This is a genomic window from Flavobacterium limi, from assembly GCF_010645075.1.
GTDB lineage: Bacteria > Bacteroidota > Bacteroidia > Flavobacteriales > Flavobacteriaceae > Flavobacterium > Flavobacterium limi.
Window position 1 is genome coordinate 370,414 of the sequence record NZ_JAADZV010000005.1, and the last position, 14,989, is coordinate 385,402.

Below are 14,989 nucleotides of genomic sequence, written 5' to 3' on the forward strand. Positions count from 1 at the left end.
ATTCCCATTAGATTTTAGTCAAAAAACTCCTTCTCATCATATACAGGCGGCATAATCGAAATTCCTTTTTGTAATAAAAGGTTGTTGGGGTAGATGATTTTTTCTCCTTCTTTAGTCTTTAAATTTACATGAAAAGCATTAATGTCTTCAATTTCTGCTTCAATTGGGAAATCCTTATCATGAATTTTAATGGTATCACCAATTCTGAAAGGAAATGAAAAAAACAAAATCATTCCGGAAGTAATATTGCTCAAAATCGACCATTGTGCAAACATGGCAACTCCAATTACAGTGGCAATTGAAGAAACAGTTATAAAAATATCTTTAGTATCAACCCCCCAAATAATAATCAAACCTATCGTTACTAAAATATTCATTAAAATGTGAATATATTTAATAACCAGATTAGTACGGTGTTCTAATAAGTGGCTTGTACTCGCATATCTTCGTACTAATTGCGCAATAATAACACGCAGGGCAGCTAATGCTATAAGGAGAATTATAGTAGTTAAAATTTCCTGGCTATATTCTTTAAATGAAAACATAAATAAAATTTTACTCTAATATACTCAAATATTCGTAAACCTTCGCAGTTGGAAGTCCCATAACATTTGTATATGAACCTTCGACTTTTGCAACAGCCATAAAGCCAAACCATTCCTGAATGCCATAAGCACCGGCTTTATCATAAGGTTTATAATTTTCTATATAGTACAAAATGGCTTCATCAGATAAAGGGTTGAAAGTCACTTTTGTAATATCGTTTAAAAGAGTAGAAGCAGAGTTAGTTTTAAAACAGACCGATGTAATCACTTCATGTGTTTTTCCAGACATTGATTTTATCATACTAAAAGCTTCTTCAGCACTTTTAGGTTTGCCTAATGCTTTATTTTCGTGCCAGACTATAGTATCACTAGTGACTAAGATTTCATTTTTTTGTAATTCTCCTTCAAAAGCATTTGCTTTTAATAGTGCTAAAAAGTCTGTAATTTCTACTGCTTTTAATTCCGGAGGGTATATTTCTTCAACCTCTTTTAATCTAATTTCAAAGTCTAAATCCAGGTCTTTAAAAAACTGCTGCCTTCTCGGAGAACCTGAAGCTAATATTAATGTGTATTTTTTTAATTTCTCTTTAAGCATTATAATTAATATTTAAAGTAATAACGACAATAGATAAAATCCCGAAAAGTAAAATTAGTTTTAGAACAGTACTTAAATGGTGGAACTCTTTTTGTGATTTAGCAGTGAATACTTTAACTATAAAGTAAAGAAGCGGAGCCAAAACTAACGCAAATGCATATAAAGTTGCTATAAAAAGACCATTTTCAACAAAGTAATTTTTAATGTAAAGCAATAATAAAATAAAAGGGATAATAGAAAGGGCAGAAGCAATCTTAGCAGTCCGGCTAATACCAAGTGCAATGGGCAAGGTATTCATTCCCTGATTGTAATCTCCGTTAACATCTTCAATATCTTTGACTATTTCCCGAATAAAATTGATCATAAAAGCAAATAAGGCATAATCAGTTAAAATAGAAAACAAACTGGTCATTTGTGCTTTGTTTTCAGCTATTGTTGCCGGAAAAATATCGAAAACACCAATAATCAGAACGCTTATTGCTAATAATAATGCGACAACAAAGTTTCCTAAAACCATAATTTGCTTTAATGTTGTAGAGTAAAAATAAAGCATTGAAGCAATTAATATAAAAAGAGTTGCAAATCCGGGTCTTTGTATTACATTTGATAAATAAAAACCAATTGCAACACCGGCAATATTTAATGCAATATAGATATTGTAACCAACAGCTTCTGAAATTCCTTTGTCAATAATGACATCTTTAGGTTTATTTATTGAATCTGTTTCTACATCAAAAATATTATTGATTACATATCCTGCTGCGGCTATCAAAACCGTACTCAAAACCAACAATCCATACTGCCAGTCCGATAAAGCCAAAGGAATATTTTGTTGTTTTAAAAAACAGTAACGGAATAAAACCTGCATAATAGCAAGCATTAACAGGTTTTGGTAACGAATAAGTTTGAGATATTTCATTTAAGTTCGAAGATTGGGATTAACAATTAATAATTAGCAATTGGTAATTATTAGTCGTGTTTTCCATTAAAATATTCCATCCATTTTCCCTGTACTTTCATAACCTGTTCGATTACATCACGTACAGCACCTTTACCTCCTTTAACATGTGAAATATAACGACATATATTCTTAATTTCAGGACTTGCATCTTGTGGACAGGTTGGTAAACCTGCCAGTTTCATTACGTGAAAATCTGGTATATCATCACCCATATACAACACATTTTCAGGTTTTATATTGTGATGATCGGTGTATGCTTTAAAAGTTTCTACTTTATCCGGAATTCCTAAATATATATCTGTTAAGCCTAAATTACGTAATCGTACACGAACACCTTCATTGCTCCCGCCTGAAATAATGCATACGTTAAAACCACTTTCTACAGCCGCTTTCATAGCATAACCATCCCGAATGTTCATGGTACGAAGCATTTCACCTTCATTTGTCACCAAAACCGAACTGTCTGTAAGTACACCGTCAACATCAAAAATAAACGTTGTGATGTCATTCATTATTTCTTTAAAATGTTTTGCCATTATTCTGTATAGATTGTGTTAGGAGTTTATAAATGTTTTTTTGATTTTCATCAGTTAAATAATTCAAATGTGCTTCTGTGGTTAAAGAATCATGGCGTTTTGCCGGACCTGTTTGTGCATCAGCAGGAGTAAGTACTTTTATTTTATCCGCAGTTTCCTGAATTAGTGGTTTTAAAATTTCAAAAGGAACCTGATGTTCTTCGCAGATTTCCTGTCCAATCTGATACAAATGATTAGTAAAATTATTCACGAAAACAGCCGAAATGTGGATTGCTTTTCTTTGGTTTGAACTGATTGAAAAAACGGCTTTAGAAATACTTCCTGCAACGGTATCAAGAATATTATAGTCTTCCTGATTTTCTGCTTCCAGACAAATCGGGATAAGGGAGAAATCTACAGCTTTATCCTTAGAAAAAGTTTGTAAAGGGTAAAAAACGCCTTTTCTGTTTTTTGAGTTTAAAACGTCAATTGAAGTGGTGCCGGATGTGTGAACAACCAATTGATTTTTAAAAGACAATTGTTCTGAAACCTCAGAAATAGCATTATCCGAAACAGAAATGATATACAAATCAGCTTCCTTTAAATCTGAAAAATCAGTTGCAATTTTATCTGAATCAATTAGATGTGTCAGGGATCCTTTTTTTCTTGAAAAAACTTGTACAATCTCTGTTCCTTCACTTTTAGTAAAGGCTTTTATCAAATGTTGTGCTACATTGCCGGAACCAATTATTGTTATTTTAATCATGACGCAAAATTAGCATTTTTTTAAAGATATAGAAGTGTCAAAGTTTTGAATTCCGATTTATAAAATTACAAGTCGGAATAATATGTTAAGTCTTTAAAATTGAATTGTAATACAAAACCTGTTTAATTGAGAATGCTTCGATTTTATAGTGTTCTTTTTGGTTTTAATTAACAAAAGACAAATATTACTACTCAACATTTTTAAGTACTTTTGTGCCACTTTTATACACAGTAATTCCTTTAAAAATGGATAAAAAAATATTCTCTTTTTTGTTTTCTACACGATTAATGGCCGTTCTTTTTTTAACATTTGCAATCGCAATGGGTGTTGGAACTTTTATCGAAAGTAAATACAATACTGATACCGCACGAATTTTAATTTATAATACCTGGTGGTTCGAGGCGATAATGGTATTTTTTATGATTAATTTCTTTGGCAACATTAAGCGTTATCAATTATTAAAAAAAGAAAAATGGGCCACCTTATTACTGCACGTCGCATTTATTTTTATTCTTTTAGGAGCGTTTATTACACGATATATCAGTTATGAAGGCATGATGCCAATTCGCGAAGGAGCTGCTGAAAACCAAATTTATTCAGATAAAACATTTTTAACTGTTTTTGCAGATGGAGAATATAAAGGTGAAATGAAACGCAGGACTTTTGAGAAAAGTCTTTTGTTTTCACCAGTTACCAACAATGATTTTACTTTGTCAGGTCAATTTGACGAAACACCTTTTGAAATTAGTTATGTTAATTACATCATGGGAGCGAAGGAAACCATAAAACCGGACCCAAAAGGGACTTTATACATTAAATTAGTTGAAGCAGGAGCTGGTGGACGTGAAGAACATTACTTAAAAGAAGGAGAAGTTCAAAACATCCATAATGTTTTATTTGCTTTGAATAAACCCACTGACGGTGCCATAAATATTAATACAACTGGTAAAGAGTATACTATTCAGACTCCTTTTGAAGGTGATTTTATGCGAATGGCTGATCAGTTTAAAGGAAAAGTGACCAAAGATAATGTACAGCCTTTAATGATGCGTTCTTTGTACAGTATTGGCGATATCCGAATTGTATTTCCTGATCCAGCTATAAGAGGAATTGTGGATTATGAATCAAATAATGATTATAAAGCGAAATCCCATACAGATGCTTTAATCGTAAAAGTTAAAGCAGACGGTCAGGAAAAAGAAGTACGCCTTATGGGGTCTAAAGGAAGTGTAGGGGAGCCTCAAACCGTTAAAATTGGAAAAATTGAATACAGTTTATTCTACGGAAGTAAAGCATACATTCTGCCTTTTAAAGTGAAATTAAATGATTTTATTGCAACAAAATATCCTGGAACAGAGAAAAGTTATTCAGCATTTGAAAGTAAGGTTACCGTTCAGGATTCAGCGGAAACTTTTGACGCTGATATTTATATGAATCACGTTTTAGATCATAAAGGATATCGTTTTTTTCAGTCTTCTTTTGACCCTGACGAAAAAGGAACGGTGTTGTCTGTAAATCATGATTGGTGGGGAACATCAATTACTTATTTAGGATATTTTATGTTGTTTTTTGGCCTGATGGCGATTATGTTTACCAAAGGTTCCCGTTTTACAGATTTAAAACGTAAACTTGAGAAAGTAAAAGAGAAAAAAGTAAAATTAGTTACAATTTTACTTTTGATGCTAAGTTTTAACGGTTTTGCCCAGGAACCACATGTCCATACTCCGGGACATAATCACACACACACTCATAACGATGACCCTAACGATCATGCCAATCATGTAACTCGTCCGCCAAGCCAGAAGCAAATAGATTCATTACTCAATATTTACAAAGCGCCGGAAGCTCACGCGGCTAAATTTGGTCGTTTAATTATTCAGGACGCTGGAGGGAGAATGAAGCCTATCAATACTTTTTCCTCAGAATTATTGAGAAAAGTAAGTCACAGTGATACATACAACGGAATGAATTCTGATCAGGTATTTTTGTCGATGACACAATATGGCCAGGTTTGGATTCAGGTGCCGATTATTCATTTAAGATCAGGAAACGATAGTATCCGAAAAATTATCGGGGTAGATAAAGATGCAAAAAATGCACCTTTTGTGAAATTTTTTGATCAGAATGGTAATTACAAATTATCTCCTTATTTAGATGCAGCTTATAAAGCAGCAAACCCAAATCAGTTTGAGAAAGATTTTATTGAAACCGATAAAAAAGTCAATCTGATGGAGTCTGCTTTGATGGGAAGTATTTTGAAAATTTTTCCGGTTCCAAATCATCCGGGCGATAAATGGGTTTCATATATGGAATTAGGTCACGCAGGCTTAAAAGGAATGGAAGCAACTTATGCCAAGCAGATCTTACCTCTTTATTTCAATGCCCTAAATAATGGTTCTATTTCTAAAGATTTTAAAACTGCCGATGATTTGGTAGAAAGTATTAACGGTTTCCAAAAGAAATTTGGAGCTAAAGTACGCCCAAGCGAAGAAAAAATTGATGCGGAGATTGCATACAATAAATACGATGTTTTCAAAAAACTGCCTTTTTGGTATCTTGGAGTATCGATTTTGATGTTGATTTTTACGATTGTAAATATCTTTTTCGAGAAAAAATGGCTTCGTATTACTATAAATGGTTTTCATATCATTATCGGAATTTTATTTGGATTGCATACTTTAGGGTTGATTGCGCGTTGGTATATTTCAGGACATGCTCCCTGGAGTAATGCTTACGAATCAATTGTCTACGTAGCCTGGGCCACGATGTTCTTCGGATTGGCATTCGACAGGAAATCAAAACTTACTGTATCATCTTCTGCGTTTGTGACAGCTATGATTTTATCGGCAGCTTATATGAACTGGATTGATCCTGAAATTGCAAATCTGCAGCCGGTTCTTAATTCATACTGGTTGATGATTCACGTAGCAGTAATTGTAGCGAGTTACGGGCCGTTTGCATTAGGCTTTATACTTGGTTTTGTATCATTAGTATTGATTTTCTTTACAAACAAAAACAATAAGGCCAAAATGGACCTGAATATTAAGGAAATCACATATATCAACGAAATGGCATTGACAATTGGTTTAATCATGTTAACGATAGGAAACTTCCTTGGAGGTCAATGGGCCAATGAAAGCTGGGGGCGTTACTGGGGCTGGGACCCAAAAGAAACCTGGGCTCTGATTTCGATCATGGTTTATGCTTTTGTAATTCATGCTCGTTTTGTACCTGCATTGAGAGGAAAATGGACATTTAACTTAATGAGTATGTTTGCTTTTATATCCATTTTGTTTACCTATTATGGTGTGAATTTCCACTTGGTTGGTCTGCATTCCTACGCGAGTGGAGAAGCAAAATCTTTGGACTGGATATATTATTCGTTGGCCGCAATTTCAGTAATAGGAGCCATAACTTATCCTAAATACCGAAAATATTATAAGAAGCAAGTTAAAAAATAATTTATAGAAAGGTTCAGCTGAAAAGTTGGACCTTTTTTGATTGAACTAATTTTTGAATAAAATAAAGTAGTTTGAACAGAAGGAGCTTTTTCCTGCTGTCCACTATATCTTTTGTGGCAAACCCTGCCACAAAAGGATTTCGTTTCCATCAGGGCTAGTGCTTATGGCTTTTATAGTTACCATTAGAAAAATTAAAAATAAATATTAGTATGAGTTCATTCAGCTTACTTATGATAATATTCGAAGTTATTTTTGAATGGCAACATAATCGATCTAGACATAAAAAAAGGATAGTATTTCGCTATCCTTATTCTCTGCTTTTTGTAAAATTTATTTTTTTATGATTTCTTCTAAAACTGCTTTGTTCTCGTAGTTGGTCACTTTAAGAATAATCTCTTGGTTTTTAATAGTTTTTCCTTCTATTATGTATAATTTCCCTTTGTTGAACGGAACATTGCTTTGGTCAAAATCTACATCACCAAATTGAAGTGTGTTCTTAATATCAGCAGTATCTACCCATTTTTCGTTTAGTGTTTGAATTGCTTTTTCAGAATACTGAAAAGGTTTGGTTCTTAAGTTATTCAAAACCCTGGCATTTGGAAAGTAATTGCAGCGAGTATCTTTACCACTAAAAACGAGAGCCACGAAAAAGCATCCCATAACTAAACCAACCAAATAATAAGCAAAACGATGTACGAACTTCATGAATTTTTTTTTTGCAAAGGTAAGCTAAACTTGATTTAGAAAACAAGTAAATTGATGTCGTTATCAGGTAAATCAAACCATTCTCCTATAGCTTTGTTTGTCAGGATTCCGTGATACATATAAATTCCGTTTTTTAAACCTTTGTTGCATCTGATAGCACTCTCCAGACCACCATCTTCGGCTATCTGCAATAAATAAGGAGTAATGATATTGCTTATCGAAAGTGAGGCAGTTTTAGAATATCTGGAAGGAATATTAGGAACACAATAATGCAGTACATTGCTTTTTATAAAAGTTGGTTTTTCATGGGTCGTTACTTCAGAGGTTTCGAAACAACCTCCCATATCAATACTAACATCAACAATTACAGCTCCTTTTTTCATGTGTTCTACCATAGTTTCAGTTACTATAATCGGACATCGTTCTTTTCCACGCATAGCGCCAATGGCAACATCACAGCGTCTTAAAGCTTTTAAAAGTGCCTTTTGCTGAACTGTAGAAGTAAAAATGCGTTGGTTTAAATTGTTTTGCAAACGACGTAATTTGGTAATAGAATTGTCAAAAACTTTTACGTTAGCCCCTAAGCCAATAGCGGTTTTTGCAGCAAATTCACCAACAGTTCCGGCACCTAAAATAACAACATCAGTAGGAGGTACGCCAGTGATATTTCCAAATAAAAGCCCTTTTCCAAATTCGTCGGTAATCATTAGTTCAGCTGCGATAAGTATGGAAGCTGTTCCGGCAATTTCACTCAATGATTTTACAGCAGGATAGGAGCCGTCTTCGTCTTTAATATATTCAAAAGCAAGTGCAGTAATTTTTTTTTGAGCCAAAGCTTCAAAATAAGCTTTCTTTTTTGTTTTTAACTGAATAGCAGATATGATTGTCGTTTCAGGATTAATCATTTTGATTTCTGCTAAAGTAGGCGGTTCAACTTTCAGTAATAACGGACAGCCAAAAACTTTTTTAGTGTCATTAGTAACTTCTGCTCCTGCATCACTATACTCTTTGTCTGAATAACTCGAACTTTCTCCTGCTCCTGATTCTATCATGACACGATGCCCTTCATAAGTCAAAGAATTCACTGCGTCCGGAGTCAGGCAAATACGACGCTCCTGATAACTCGTTTCTTTTGGAATACCTATAAAAAGTTCTCTTTTATGACGGCCAATTTCAAGCTTTTCTTCTTGTGGCAACAATTGCTGTTTCGTAAATGGGGTTAAGGTTATTGACATGGGTTGTGCAAAAATTAAGAGTACAAATTACGTAAAAAGTTTTAAAATCAATTAAAAATTTTGCTAATACTATTTACCGTTTAAGATATTATTTTCTGCATTTTTATATTGGCTCTTTCATAAAGTCCTTTTTCAAGTGGAATTTCAGTAAATCCGAATTTTTCATACAAATGAATTGCAGGGAGTAGAATTCGGTTGGAATATAAAATAAGTTTCTTGATACCTTTTTCTTCAGCAATAGTAATTGAATGTTTCAAAAGTTTGTTTCCTATTCCTAAACCTTGTGCTTTATCAGAAACAGCCATTTTGCTCAATTCAAAAGTTGTATCATCAACTTTTATTAAAGAAACTGTTCCCAGGATCTCATTATTGTGTTTTGCATAAAAAATCATTCCGCCTTTATCAATAATTTCTTCTTGTGGATTTGAAAGTGTTAATTCATCTTTTTCCTCAATTCTGAAATATTTTGTAAGCCAGGCAATGTTTAAAATTTTGATATGATCTTTTAGATTAGGGGAAAAGGGAATTATTTCTACGGTATCTTTCATTTAAAATATTTTTATACCAATTCTAAACTTCTTTTTCCGTCATTCTGTAACTCAATATTAACAACAGAATGTTCCTCAGGAATTAAATTTGCAATTTTTTCTGACCACTCGATAAAACACCAGTTTCCGGAATATAAATAATCATCCACACCCATATCCAGTGCTTCAGTTTCTTTATTTAAGCGGTAAAAATCAAAATGATAAACGATTTGATTATTCGAAGTATAATACTCATTGACTAAAGAAAAAGTAGGACTGCTTGTAGCGTCTTCAACCCCTAAAGTTTTGCATAATTGTTTAATTAAAGTAGTTTTTCCAACACCCATTTCCCCATTAAAAAGAATAATTTTTTTTGGATTTTGAGCAATAATTTTTTTAGCTACTTCCTGAATCTGATCTAATGAAAAAACGATATTCATTGGTTTTGTATTTCTTTAATTTAAATCAGTCCCGGAATTAAAAAACCGGGACTGAAATTCTTTTTATTTTGGATTAAATACCAAAAACGGAATAATCATTTCTTCAAGCGAAATTCCGCCATGCTGGTAGGTGTTTTTATAATAACTTACATAATGATTGTAGTTGTTCACGTAGGCTAAAAACAGATCATTTTTTGCAAAAATAAATGAGCTGCTCATGTTTATAGCTGGTAAACCGATAGTTTTAGGTTCTTTTACTACATAAACGTCTTTTTGTTCGTACGTCAAACTACGGCCTGTTTTATAACGTAAATTTAGGCTTGTATTCTTGTCACCAACTACTTTCGATGGGTTTTTTACATTTATCGTCCCATGATCTGTAGTCAGTATTAATTTGAAACCCAGGAGTTGTGCCTGCTGAATAATTTCCAGTAAAGGTGAATTTTTAAACCAGCTTAAAGTCAGCGAACGGTAAGCCTTGTCGTCAGAAGCCAGTTCTTTTACAACTTCCATTTCGGTTTTGGCATGAGACAACATATCTACAAAATTATAAACGACAGTTACCAGGTCATTGCCTTTTAAAGCTTTGAAGTTTTCTGCCAGTTTTTTACCGCCGGAATAATTGGTGATTTTAAAATAATCTTCTTTGATGTTTAGTCCTAAGCGTTTAAGTTGCGCGCTAAGGAACTCGGCTTCATAAAGGTTTTTTCCGCCGTCTTCTACATCATTTTTCCAATATTCCGGAAATTGTTTTTCCATTTCAACTGGCAGTAGACCAGAGAAAATAGCGTTTCGTGCATATTGTGTAGCTGTTGGAAGTATGGAGAAATAAGGAACTTCTTTTTCTAGCTTGTAATAATTGGATATTACAGTTTCAAAAGATTTCCACTGGTCATAACGCAGATTGTCAATAACAACAAATAACACAGGTTTGTCTTTCTTTTTAAGTTCCGGAACAACCAGTTCTTTGAATAAATTGTGAGACTGAATTGGTTTGTCAGCTTTTGGAGCAAACCAGTCTTCGTAATTTCGTTCAATATATTTTCCAAACTGCGAATTAGCTTCAACTTTTTGCGATTCCAGGATTTCGATCATTGCCTGATCGTTGATGTTTTCAAGCTCTAATTCCCAGAATAAAAGTTTTTTATATAATTCAACCCAGTCTTCATAAGAGTTTACCATAGCTAATTCCATGGAAATTTTTCTAAACTCCTTCTGATAATCTAAAGTTGTTTTTTCGGAAATCAATCTGGAGTGATCCAGGTTTTTCTTTAAGCTTAGAAGAATCTGATTCGGATTTACCGGTTTTATCAGGTAGTCTGCAATTTTAGACCCAATTGCTTCTTCCATGATGTATTCTTCCTCACTTTTGGTAATCATAATCATAGGAGTAGCGGATTTTTTTTCTTTCATTTCAGAAAGTGTTTCCAGACCGCTCATTCCGGGCATATTTTCATCTAAAAAAACAATGTCGAAATTTTCTTCTTCAAAAAGGCCAATTGCATCCAAACCATTGTTGCATGTGGTAACTGAATAGTTTTTTTTCTCCAGAAATAATATATGAGGTTTTAAAAGATCGATTTCATCATCGACCCAAAGTATTTTTATCTTATCCATAATCATAATTGACTTTAATTTTACTGCAATTTAAAAGTCTATAACTTAAAAAGTATTAAAAATAGTATAAAATTAAATGATCAGTTCTAATTATTTATTTTAGAAAAAACAGAAGAAAAATAAAATTATCCGTGAATCGTTTCGCCTTTACCGTAATTTGTAATAATTGATTCTTCAAAGGCCAGCCATTCTCTCCAGCGTTTTTCAACATCAATTCCAGTTCCGTATTTACGCGCGTATGTGATAAAAGTAGTGTAGTGTCCCGCCTCGCTTTCCATTAATTTCCTGTAAAAAACGGCAAGTTCTTCATCCTGAATATTTTCAGAAAGCACTTTAAAACGTTCACAGCTTCTGGCTTCAATCATTGCTGAAAATAATAATCTTTCAACAAGACCTGAAACACGGCTTCCGTCTCCGCTTTTTTTCATATACAGGTATAATTCATTCACATAATCATCTTTACGTTCGCGTCCTAGTTTTAATCCTCTTTTTATGATGATATTATGGACTTGTTCGAAATGATCGATTTCTTCTTTGGCTAAAGCTAATAGATCTTTTACCAGATCCTGATGTTCAGGATTATTGGTGATAATTGTAATTGCATTTGTAGCTGCTTTTTGCTCACACCATGCGTGATCGGTCAGGATTTCCTCTATGTTTTTCTCAACAATATTTACCCATCTTGGGTCGGTTGGCAATTGTAATCTAAGTACGCCCATTTTTTAAAGTCTTAAAGTTTAAAAGTCATAAGTTACAAAGTCATTAAAACAAAAGTCGAAGGTCAAAACTAAAACAGAAATTTACATTCTGTTAAAGGCTTTTGACTTTCGACTTTAAAACTTTATGACTAATTTTTAGTAAACGAAAATTGGTCTTTCGCTCATCATTTCATTTACTTCGTTGGCTACTTCTTCTATAAGTGCTTCATTTGTATGGTCAACAAGTACTTTATCGATTAAAGCTACGATAGTTTCCATATCTTTTTCTACTAAACCACGAGTAGTGATTGCAGCTGTTCCAACACGTATTCCTGAAGTTACAAATGGTGATTTATCATCAAAAGGAACCATATTTTTGTTTACCGTGATTTCTGCTTTTACCAATGCATTTTCAGCCTCTTTTCCGGAAATGTTTTTATTTCTTAAGTCGATTAGCATCATGTGGTTATCAGTTCCGCCAGAGATAATGTTATATCCTCTTTTTACGAAAGCATCTGCCATAGCATTAGCATTTTTTTGCAATTGCATCGCATAAGTAAAGAACTCATCTTTTAAAGCTTCGCCAAAAGCAACCGCTTTAGCAGCGATAATGTGCATTAATGGTCCACCCTGATTTCCTGGGAAAACAGCAAGATCCAATAAAGCAGACATCATTCTGATTTCACCTTTTGGCGTTTTTAATCCCCAAGGGTTTTCAAAATCTTTACCCATTAAAATTAAACCACCTCTTGGTCCACGCAATGTTTTGTGGGTTGTAGTAGTTACAATATGGCAATGTGGAATTGGGTCATTTAATAATCCCTTTGCGATTAAACCAGCAGGATGAGAAATATCTGCCATTAAAATTGCACCAACGCTGTCAGCAATTGCTCTGAAACGCTCAAAATCCATATCACGCGAATAAGCCGAAGCTCCTGCGATGATTAATTTTGGCTGCTCTTTAGTAGCAATTTCCTGAATTTTATCATAATCCAATCTACCGGTTTCTTTATCAACTCCATAAAAAACAGGGTTGTAAACACGTCCTGAAAAGTTTACTGGAGAACCGTGTGTGAGGTGACCACCGTGTGATAAATCAAATCCTAAAATTGTATCACCCGGCTGTAAGCATGCATGAAAAACAGAAGCATTTGCCTGAGAACCAGAGTGAGGCTGTACGTTTGCATATTCAGCACCAAATAATTCTTTAGCTCTGTCAATTGCAATCTGCTCAATAACGTCAACTACTTCGCAACCGCCATAGTATCTTTTGCCAGGATATCCTTCAGCATATTTATTTGTTAAAACTGAACCAGCAGCTTCAATTACTTCATCACTTACGAAGTTTTCTGAAGCAATAAGTTCTAATCCGTGAATTTGTCTGTCTTGTTCCTCTAATATAAGGTCAAAAATTTGTTCGTCGCGTTGCATTTTTTCGTTTTTCGTTAATTTCCTGCAAAAATACAAAAAAACGTTTGTGAAACTGTTAGATTATGATATATTTGACATAGAATTTTTCAACAAATAATTAACATTCACATGCCAATAACCGCCAACGATACCAAAAGAAAATCATGGCTGGATGTATCAGAGAACAGCGATTTTCCTATCCAGAATATTCCTTTCGGCGTATTTCTTACCAAAGAAAATGTCGTTACAGTAGGAACCAGAATTGGAGATTACGCTATAGATTTAGGAGCTTTACAGCAATTGAACTATTTTGAAGGGATAGATTTAACAGATGATATGTTCATGCAGGATACACTGAATGATTTTATTTCTGACGGAAAAAAAACATGGCGATTGGTTCGAAACCGTATTGCAGATATTTTTGATGCGGAAAATCCACAGCTTAGAGATTCGGAAAAAGATCGTGATATTGTAATTTTTGCAATAGATGATGTCGAGATGCAATTGCCGGTTTTAATTGGTGATTATACTGATTTCTATTCAAGCAGGGAACATGCTACAAATGTAGGTAAAATGTTCCGTGACCCTGAAAATGCATTGTTGCCCAACTGGCTGCATATTCCGGTAGGTTATCACGGAAGAAGTTCTACTATTGTACCATCCGGAATTCCGGTACACAGACCGATGGGACAAATTTTGCCGGCTGGTGAAAAATACCCTGTTTTTGGACCGTCCCGTCTGGTAGATTTTGAATTAGAAACCGCTTTTATTACTACTGATGTGAATGTAATGGGTGAAAATATTTCAACTTACGAAGCAGAAGATTATATTTTCGGAATGGTTTTACTGAACGACTGGAGCGCTCGTGATATCCAAAAATGGGAATATGTTCCATTAGGACCTTTTCTTGCAAAAAGTTTTGCAACATCAATTTCTCCCTGGATTGTAACAATGGATGCTTTAGAACCTTTCAGGACAAAGGGACCAAAACAGGACCCGACACCACTTCCGTATTTACAGACAAAAGGGAAAAAAGCTTTTGATATTCATCTTGAAGTAGCGCTTAAACCTGAAGATCAGGAAGAAACTGTTGTTTCTAAATCCAATTTTAAATATTTATACTGGTCTATGAGTCAACAGCTGGCGCATCATACTTCAAACGGATGCCGTGTCAATTCTGGTGATATGATGGGGTCAGGAACTATTTCAGGCCCAACTCCTGATAGTTTTGGTTCTATGTTAGAATTAACATGGGGTGGAAAAAATCCGCTTACATTAAACGATGGAAGTGAACGTAAATTTATTGAAGATAATGATACTGTAATTATTCGTGGTTTCTGTGAAAATGCTGAAGTTCGAATTGGTTTTGGAGAAGTAGCAAGTCAATTGTTACCGCCTTTTATCAGACAATGAAGAGAAGATAGTATTTTTTAATCAGTATTATGATTTTGTTATAAAAGAAAAGCTTGTTAGTTAATTCTAACAAGCTTTTCTTTTTTTATACCACACAGCTT

The 14,989-nt window shown here is 33.9% G+C and carries 14 protein-coding genes; 2 read left to right on the forward strand and 12 right to left on the reverse strand.

Annotation, left to right across the window (positions count from 1 at the left end; translation table 11 throughout):
• Window positions 1–14 precede the first annotated feature (14 nt).
• The 5 genes from GXM16_RS12945 to GXM16_RS12965 are packed head-to-tail and all read right to left on the reverse strand — an operon-like array spanning window position 15 to window position 3,382.
• Window positions 15–545, reverse strand: a complete 531-nt coding sequence (locus GXM16_RS12945; RefSeq protein ID WP_163394852.1) for a mechanosensitive ion channel domain-containing protein — start codon at window positions 543–545, stop codon at window positions 15–17.
• 10 nt (window positions 546–555) lie between these two features.
• On the reverse strand, window positions 556–1,140 hold the full coding sequence (locus GXM16_RS12950) for a Maf-like protein (RefSeq protein ID WP_163394853.1): 585 nt from the start codon (window positions 1,138–1,140) through the stop codon (window positions 556–558).
• Complete coding sequence (locus GXM16_RS12955) at window positions 1,133–2,059, reverse strand: geranylgeranylglycerol-phosphate geranylgeranyltransferase (protein ID WP_163394854.1); 927 nt, start codon at window positions 2,057–2,059, stop codon at window positions 1,133–1,135. Before GXM16_RS12955 ends, GXM16_RS12950 begins: the two co-directional genes overlap by 8 nt.
• Before the next feature lie 50 nt (window positions 2,060–2,109).
• Window positions 2,110–2,637, reverse strand: coding sequence for a KdsC family phosphatase (locus tag GXM16_RS12960; protein WP_163394855.1), 528 nt, complete (start codon window positions 2,635–2,637; stop codon window positions 2,110–2,112).
• Window positions 2,621–3,382, reverse strand: a complete 762-nt coding sequence (locus tag GXM16_RS12965) for a Rossmann-like and DUF2520 domain-containing protein (protein WP_163394856.1) — start codon at window positions 3,380–3,382, stop codon at window positions 2,621–2,623. The genes GXM16_RS12960 and GXM16_RS12965 overlap by 17 nt, the downstream gene beginning before the upstream one ends.
• A 245-nt stretch (window positions 3,383–3,627) precedes the next feature.
• Between GXM16_RS12965 and GXM16_RS12970 the strand changes: the two genes are divergently transcribed.
• Window positions 3,628–6,843, forward strand: coding sequence for a cytochrome c biogenesis protein CcsA (locus GXM16_RS12970; protein WP_163394857.1), 3,216 nt, complete (start codon window positions 3,628–3,630; stop codon window positions 6,841–6,843).
• 330 nt (window positions 6,844–7,173) lie between these two features.
• Here GXM16_RS12970 and GXM16_RS12975 read toward each other — a convergent pair whose 3' ends face one another.
• The 7 genes from GXM16_RS12975 to glyA all read right to left on the reverse strand — a co-directional run bounded on the left by GXM16_RS12975 (window position 7,174) and on the right by glyA (window position 13,496).
• Window positions 7,174–7,548 (reverse strand): DUF4258 domain-containing protein, encoded by a 375-nt coding sequence (locus GXM16_RS12975; protein WP_163394858.1) that lies wholly within the window; start codon window positions 7,546–7,548, stop codon window positions 7,174–7,176.
• Window positions 7,549–7,583: 35 nt separating this feature from the next.
• On the reverse strand, window positions 7,584–8,783 hold the full coding sequence (locus tag GXM16_RS12980; protein WP_163394859.1) for an alanine dehydrogenase: 1,200 nt from the start codon (window positions 8,781–8,783) through the stop codon (window positions 7,584–7,586).
• An 80-nt stretch (window positions 8,784–8,863) separates the two neighbouring features.
• Window positions 8,864–9,331: a GNAT family N-acetyltransferase gene (locus tag GXM16_RS12985; RefSeq protein ID WP_163394860.1), complete on the reverse strand. Its 468-nt coding sequence runs from the start codon at window positions 9,329–9,331 to the stop codon at window positions 8,864–8,866.
• Between the two features lie 11 nt (window positions 9,332–9,342).
• The gene (tsaE, locus tag GXM16_RS12990) at window positions 9,343–9,750 is read right to left on the reverse strand and encodes a tRNA (adenosine(37)-N6)-threonylcarbamoyltransferase complex ATPase subunit type 1 TsaE (RefSeq protein ID WP_163394861.1); all 408 of its coding nucleotides are present in this window, start codon (window positions 9,748–9,750) and stop codon (window positions 9,343–9,345) included.
• Between the two features lie 63 nt (window positions 9,751–9,813).
• The gene (gene porX / locus GXM16_RS12995; RefSeq protein ID WP_163394862.1) at window positions 9,814–11,367 is read right to left on the reverse strand and encodes a T9SS response regulator signal transducer PorX; all 1,554 of its coding nucleotides are present in this window, start codon (window positions 11,365–11,367) and stop codon (window positions 9,814–9,816) included.
• A 125-nt stretch (window positions 11,368–11,492) separates the two neighbouring features.
• Window positions 11,493–12,086: a MiaE family protein gene (locus GXM16_RS13000; RefSeq protein ID WP_163394863.1), complete on the reverse strand. Its 594-nt coding sequence runs from the start codon at window positions 12,084–12,086 to the stop codon at window positions 11,493–11,495.
• Window positions 12,087–12,221: 135 nt separating this feature from the next.
• Window positions 12,222–13,496: a serine hydroxymethyltransferase gene (gene glyA / locus GXM16_RS13005; protein WP_163394864.1), complete on the reverse strand. Its 1,275-nt coding sequence runs from the start codon at window positions 13,494–13,496 to the stop codon at window positions 12,222–12,224.
• 108 nt (window positions 13,497–13,604) lie between these two features.
• Here glyA and fahA point away from each other — a divergent pair, with 108 nt between their 5' ends.
• Complete coding sequence (gene fahA, locus GXM16_RS13010) at window positions 13,605–14,888, forward strand: fumarylacetoacetase (RefSeq protein WP_163394865.1); 1,284 nt, start codon at window positions 13,605–13,607, stop codon at window positions 14,886–14,888.
• The last annotated feature ends 101 nt before the right edge of the window (window positions 14,889–14,989 follow it).

Coding starts and splice junctions, on each gene's coding strand:
- GXM16_RS12945 (WP_163394852.1), bottom strand. CDS start 545: ATGTTTTCATTTAAAGAATATAGCCAGGAAATTTTAACTACTATAATT.
- GXM16_RS12950 (WP_163394853.1), bottom strand. CDS start 1,140: ATGCTTAAAGAGAAATTAAAAAAATACACATTAATATTAGCTTCAGGT.
- GXM16_RS12955 (WP_163394854.1), bottom strand. CDS start 2,059: ATGAAATATCTCAAACTTATTCGTTACCAAAACCTGTTAATGCTTGCT.
- GXM16_RS12960 (WP_163394855.1), bottom strand. CDS start 2,637: ATGGCAAAACATTTTAAAGAAATAATGAATGACATCACAACGTTTATT.
- GXM16_RS12965 (WP_163394856.1), bottom strand. CDS start 3,382: ATGATTAAAATAACAATAATTGGTTCCGGCAATGTAGCACAACATTTG.
- GXM16_RS12970 (WP_163394857.1), top strand. CDS start 3,628: ATGGATAAAAAAATATTCTCTTTTTTGTTTTCTACACGATTAATGGCC.
- GXM16_RS12975 (WP_163394858.1), bottom strand. CDS start 7,548: ATGAAGTTCGTACATCGTTTTGCTTATTATTTGGTTGGTTTAGTTATG.
- GXM16_RS12980 (WP_163394859.1), bottom strand. CDS start 8,783: ATGTCAATAACCTTAACCCCATTTACGAAACAGCAATTGTTGCCACAA.
- GXM16_RS12985 (WP_163394860.1), bottom strand. CDS start 9,331: ATGAAAGATACCGTAGAAATAATTCCCTTTTCCCCTAATCTAAAAGAT.
- tsaE (WP_163394861.1), bottom strand. CDS start 9,750: ATGAATATCGTTTTTTCATTAGATCAGATTCAGGAAGTAGCTAAAAAA.
- porX (WP_163394862.1), bottom strand. CDS start 11,367: ATGGATAAGATAAAAATACTTTGGGTCGATGATGAAATCGATCTTTTA.
- GXM16_RS13000 (WP_163394863.1), bottom strand. CDS start 12,086: ATGGGCGTACTTAGATTACAATTGCCAACCGACCCAAGATGGGTAAAT.
- glyA (WP_163394864.1), bottom strand. CDS start 13,496: ATGCAACGCGACGAACAAATTTTTGACCTTATATTAGAGGAACAAGAC.
- fahA (WP_163394865.1), top strand. CDS start 13,605: ATGCCAATAACCGCCAACGATACCAAAAGAAAATCATGGCTGGATGTA.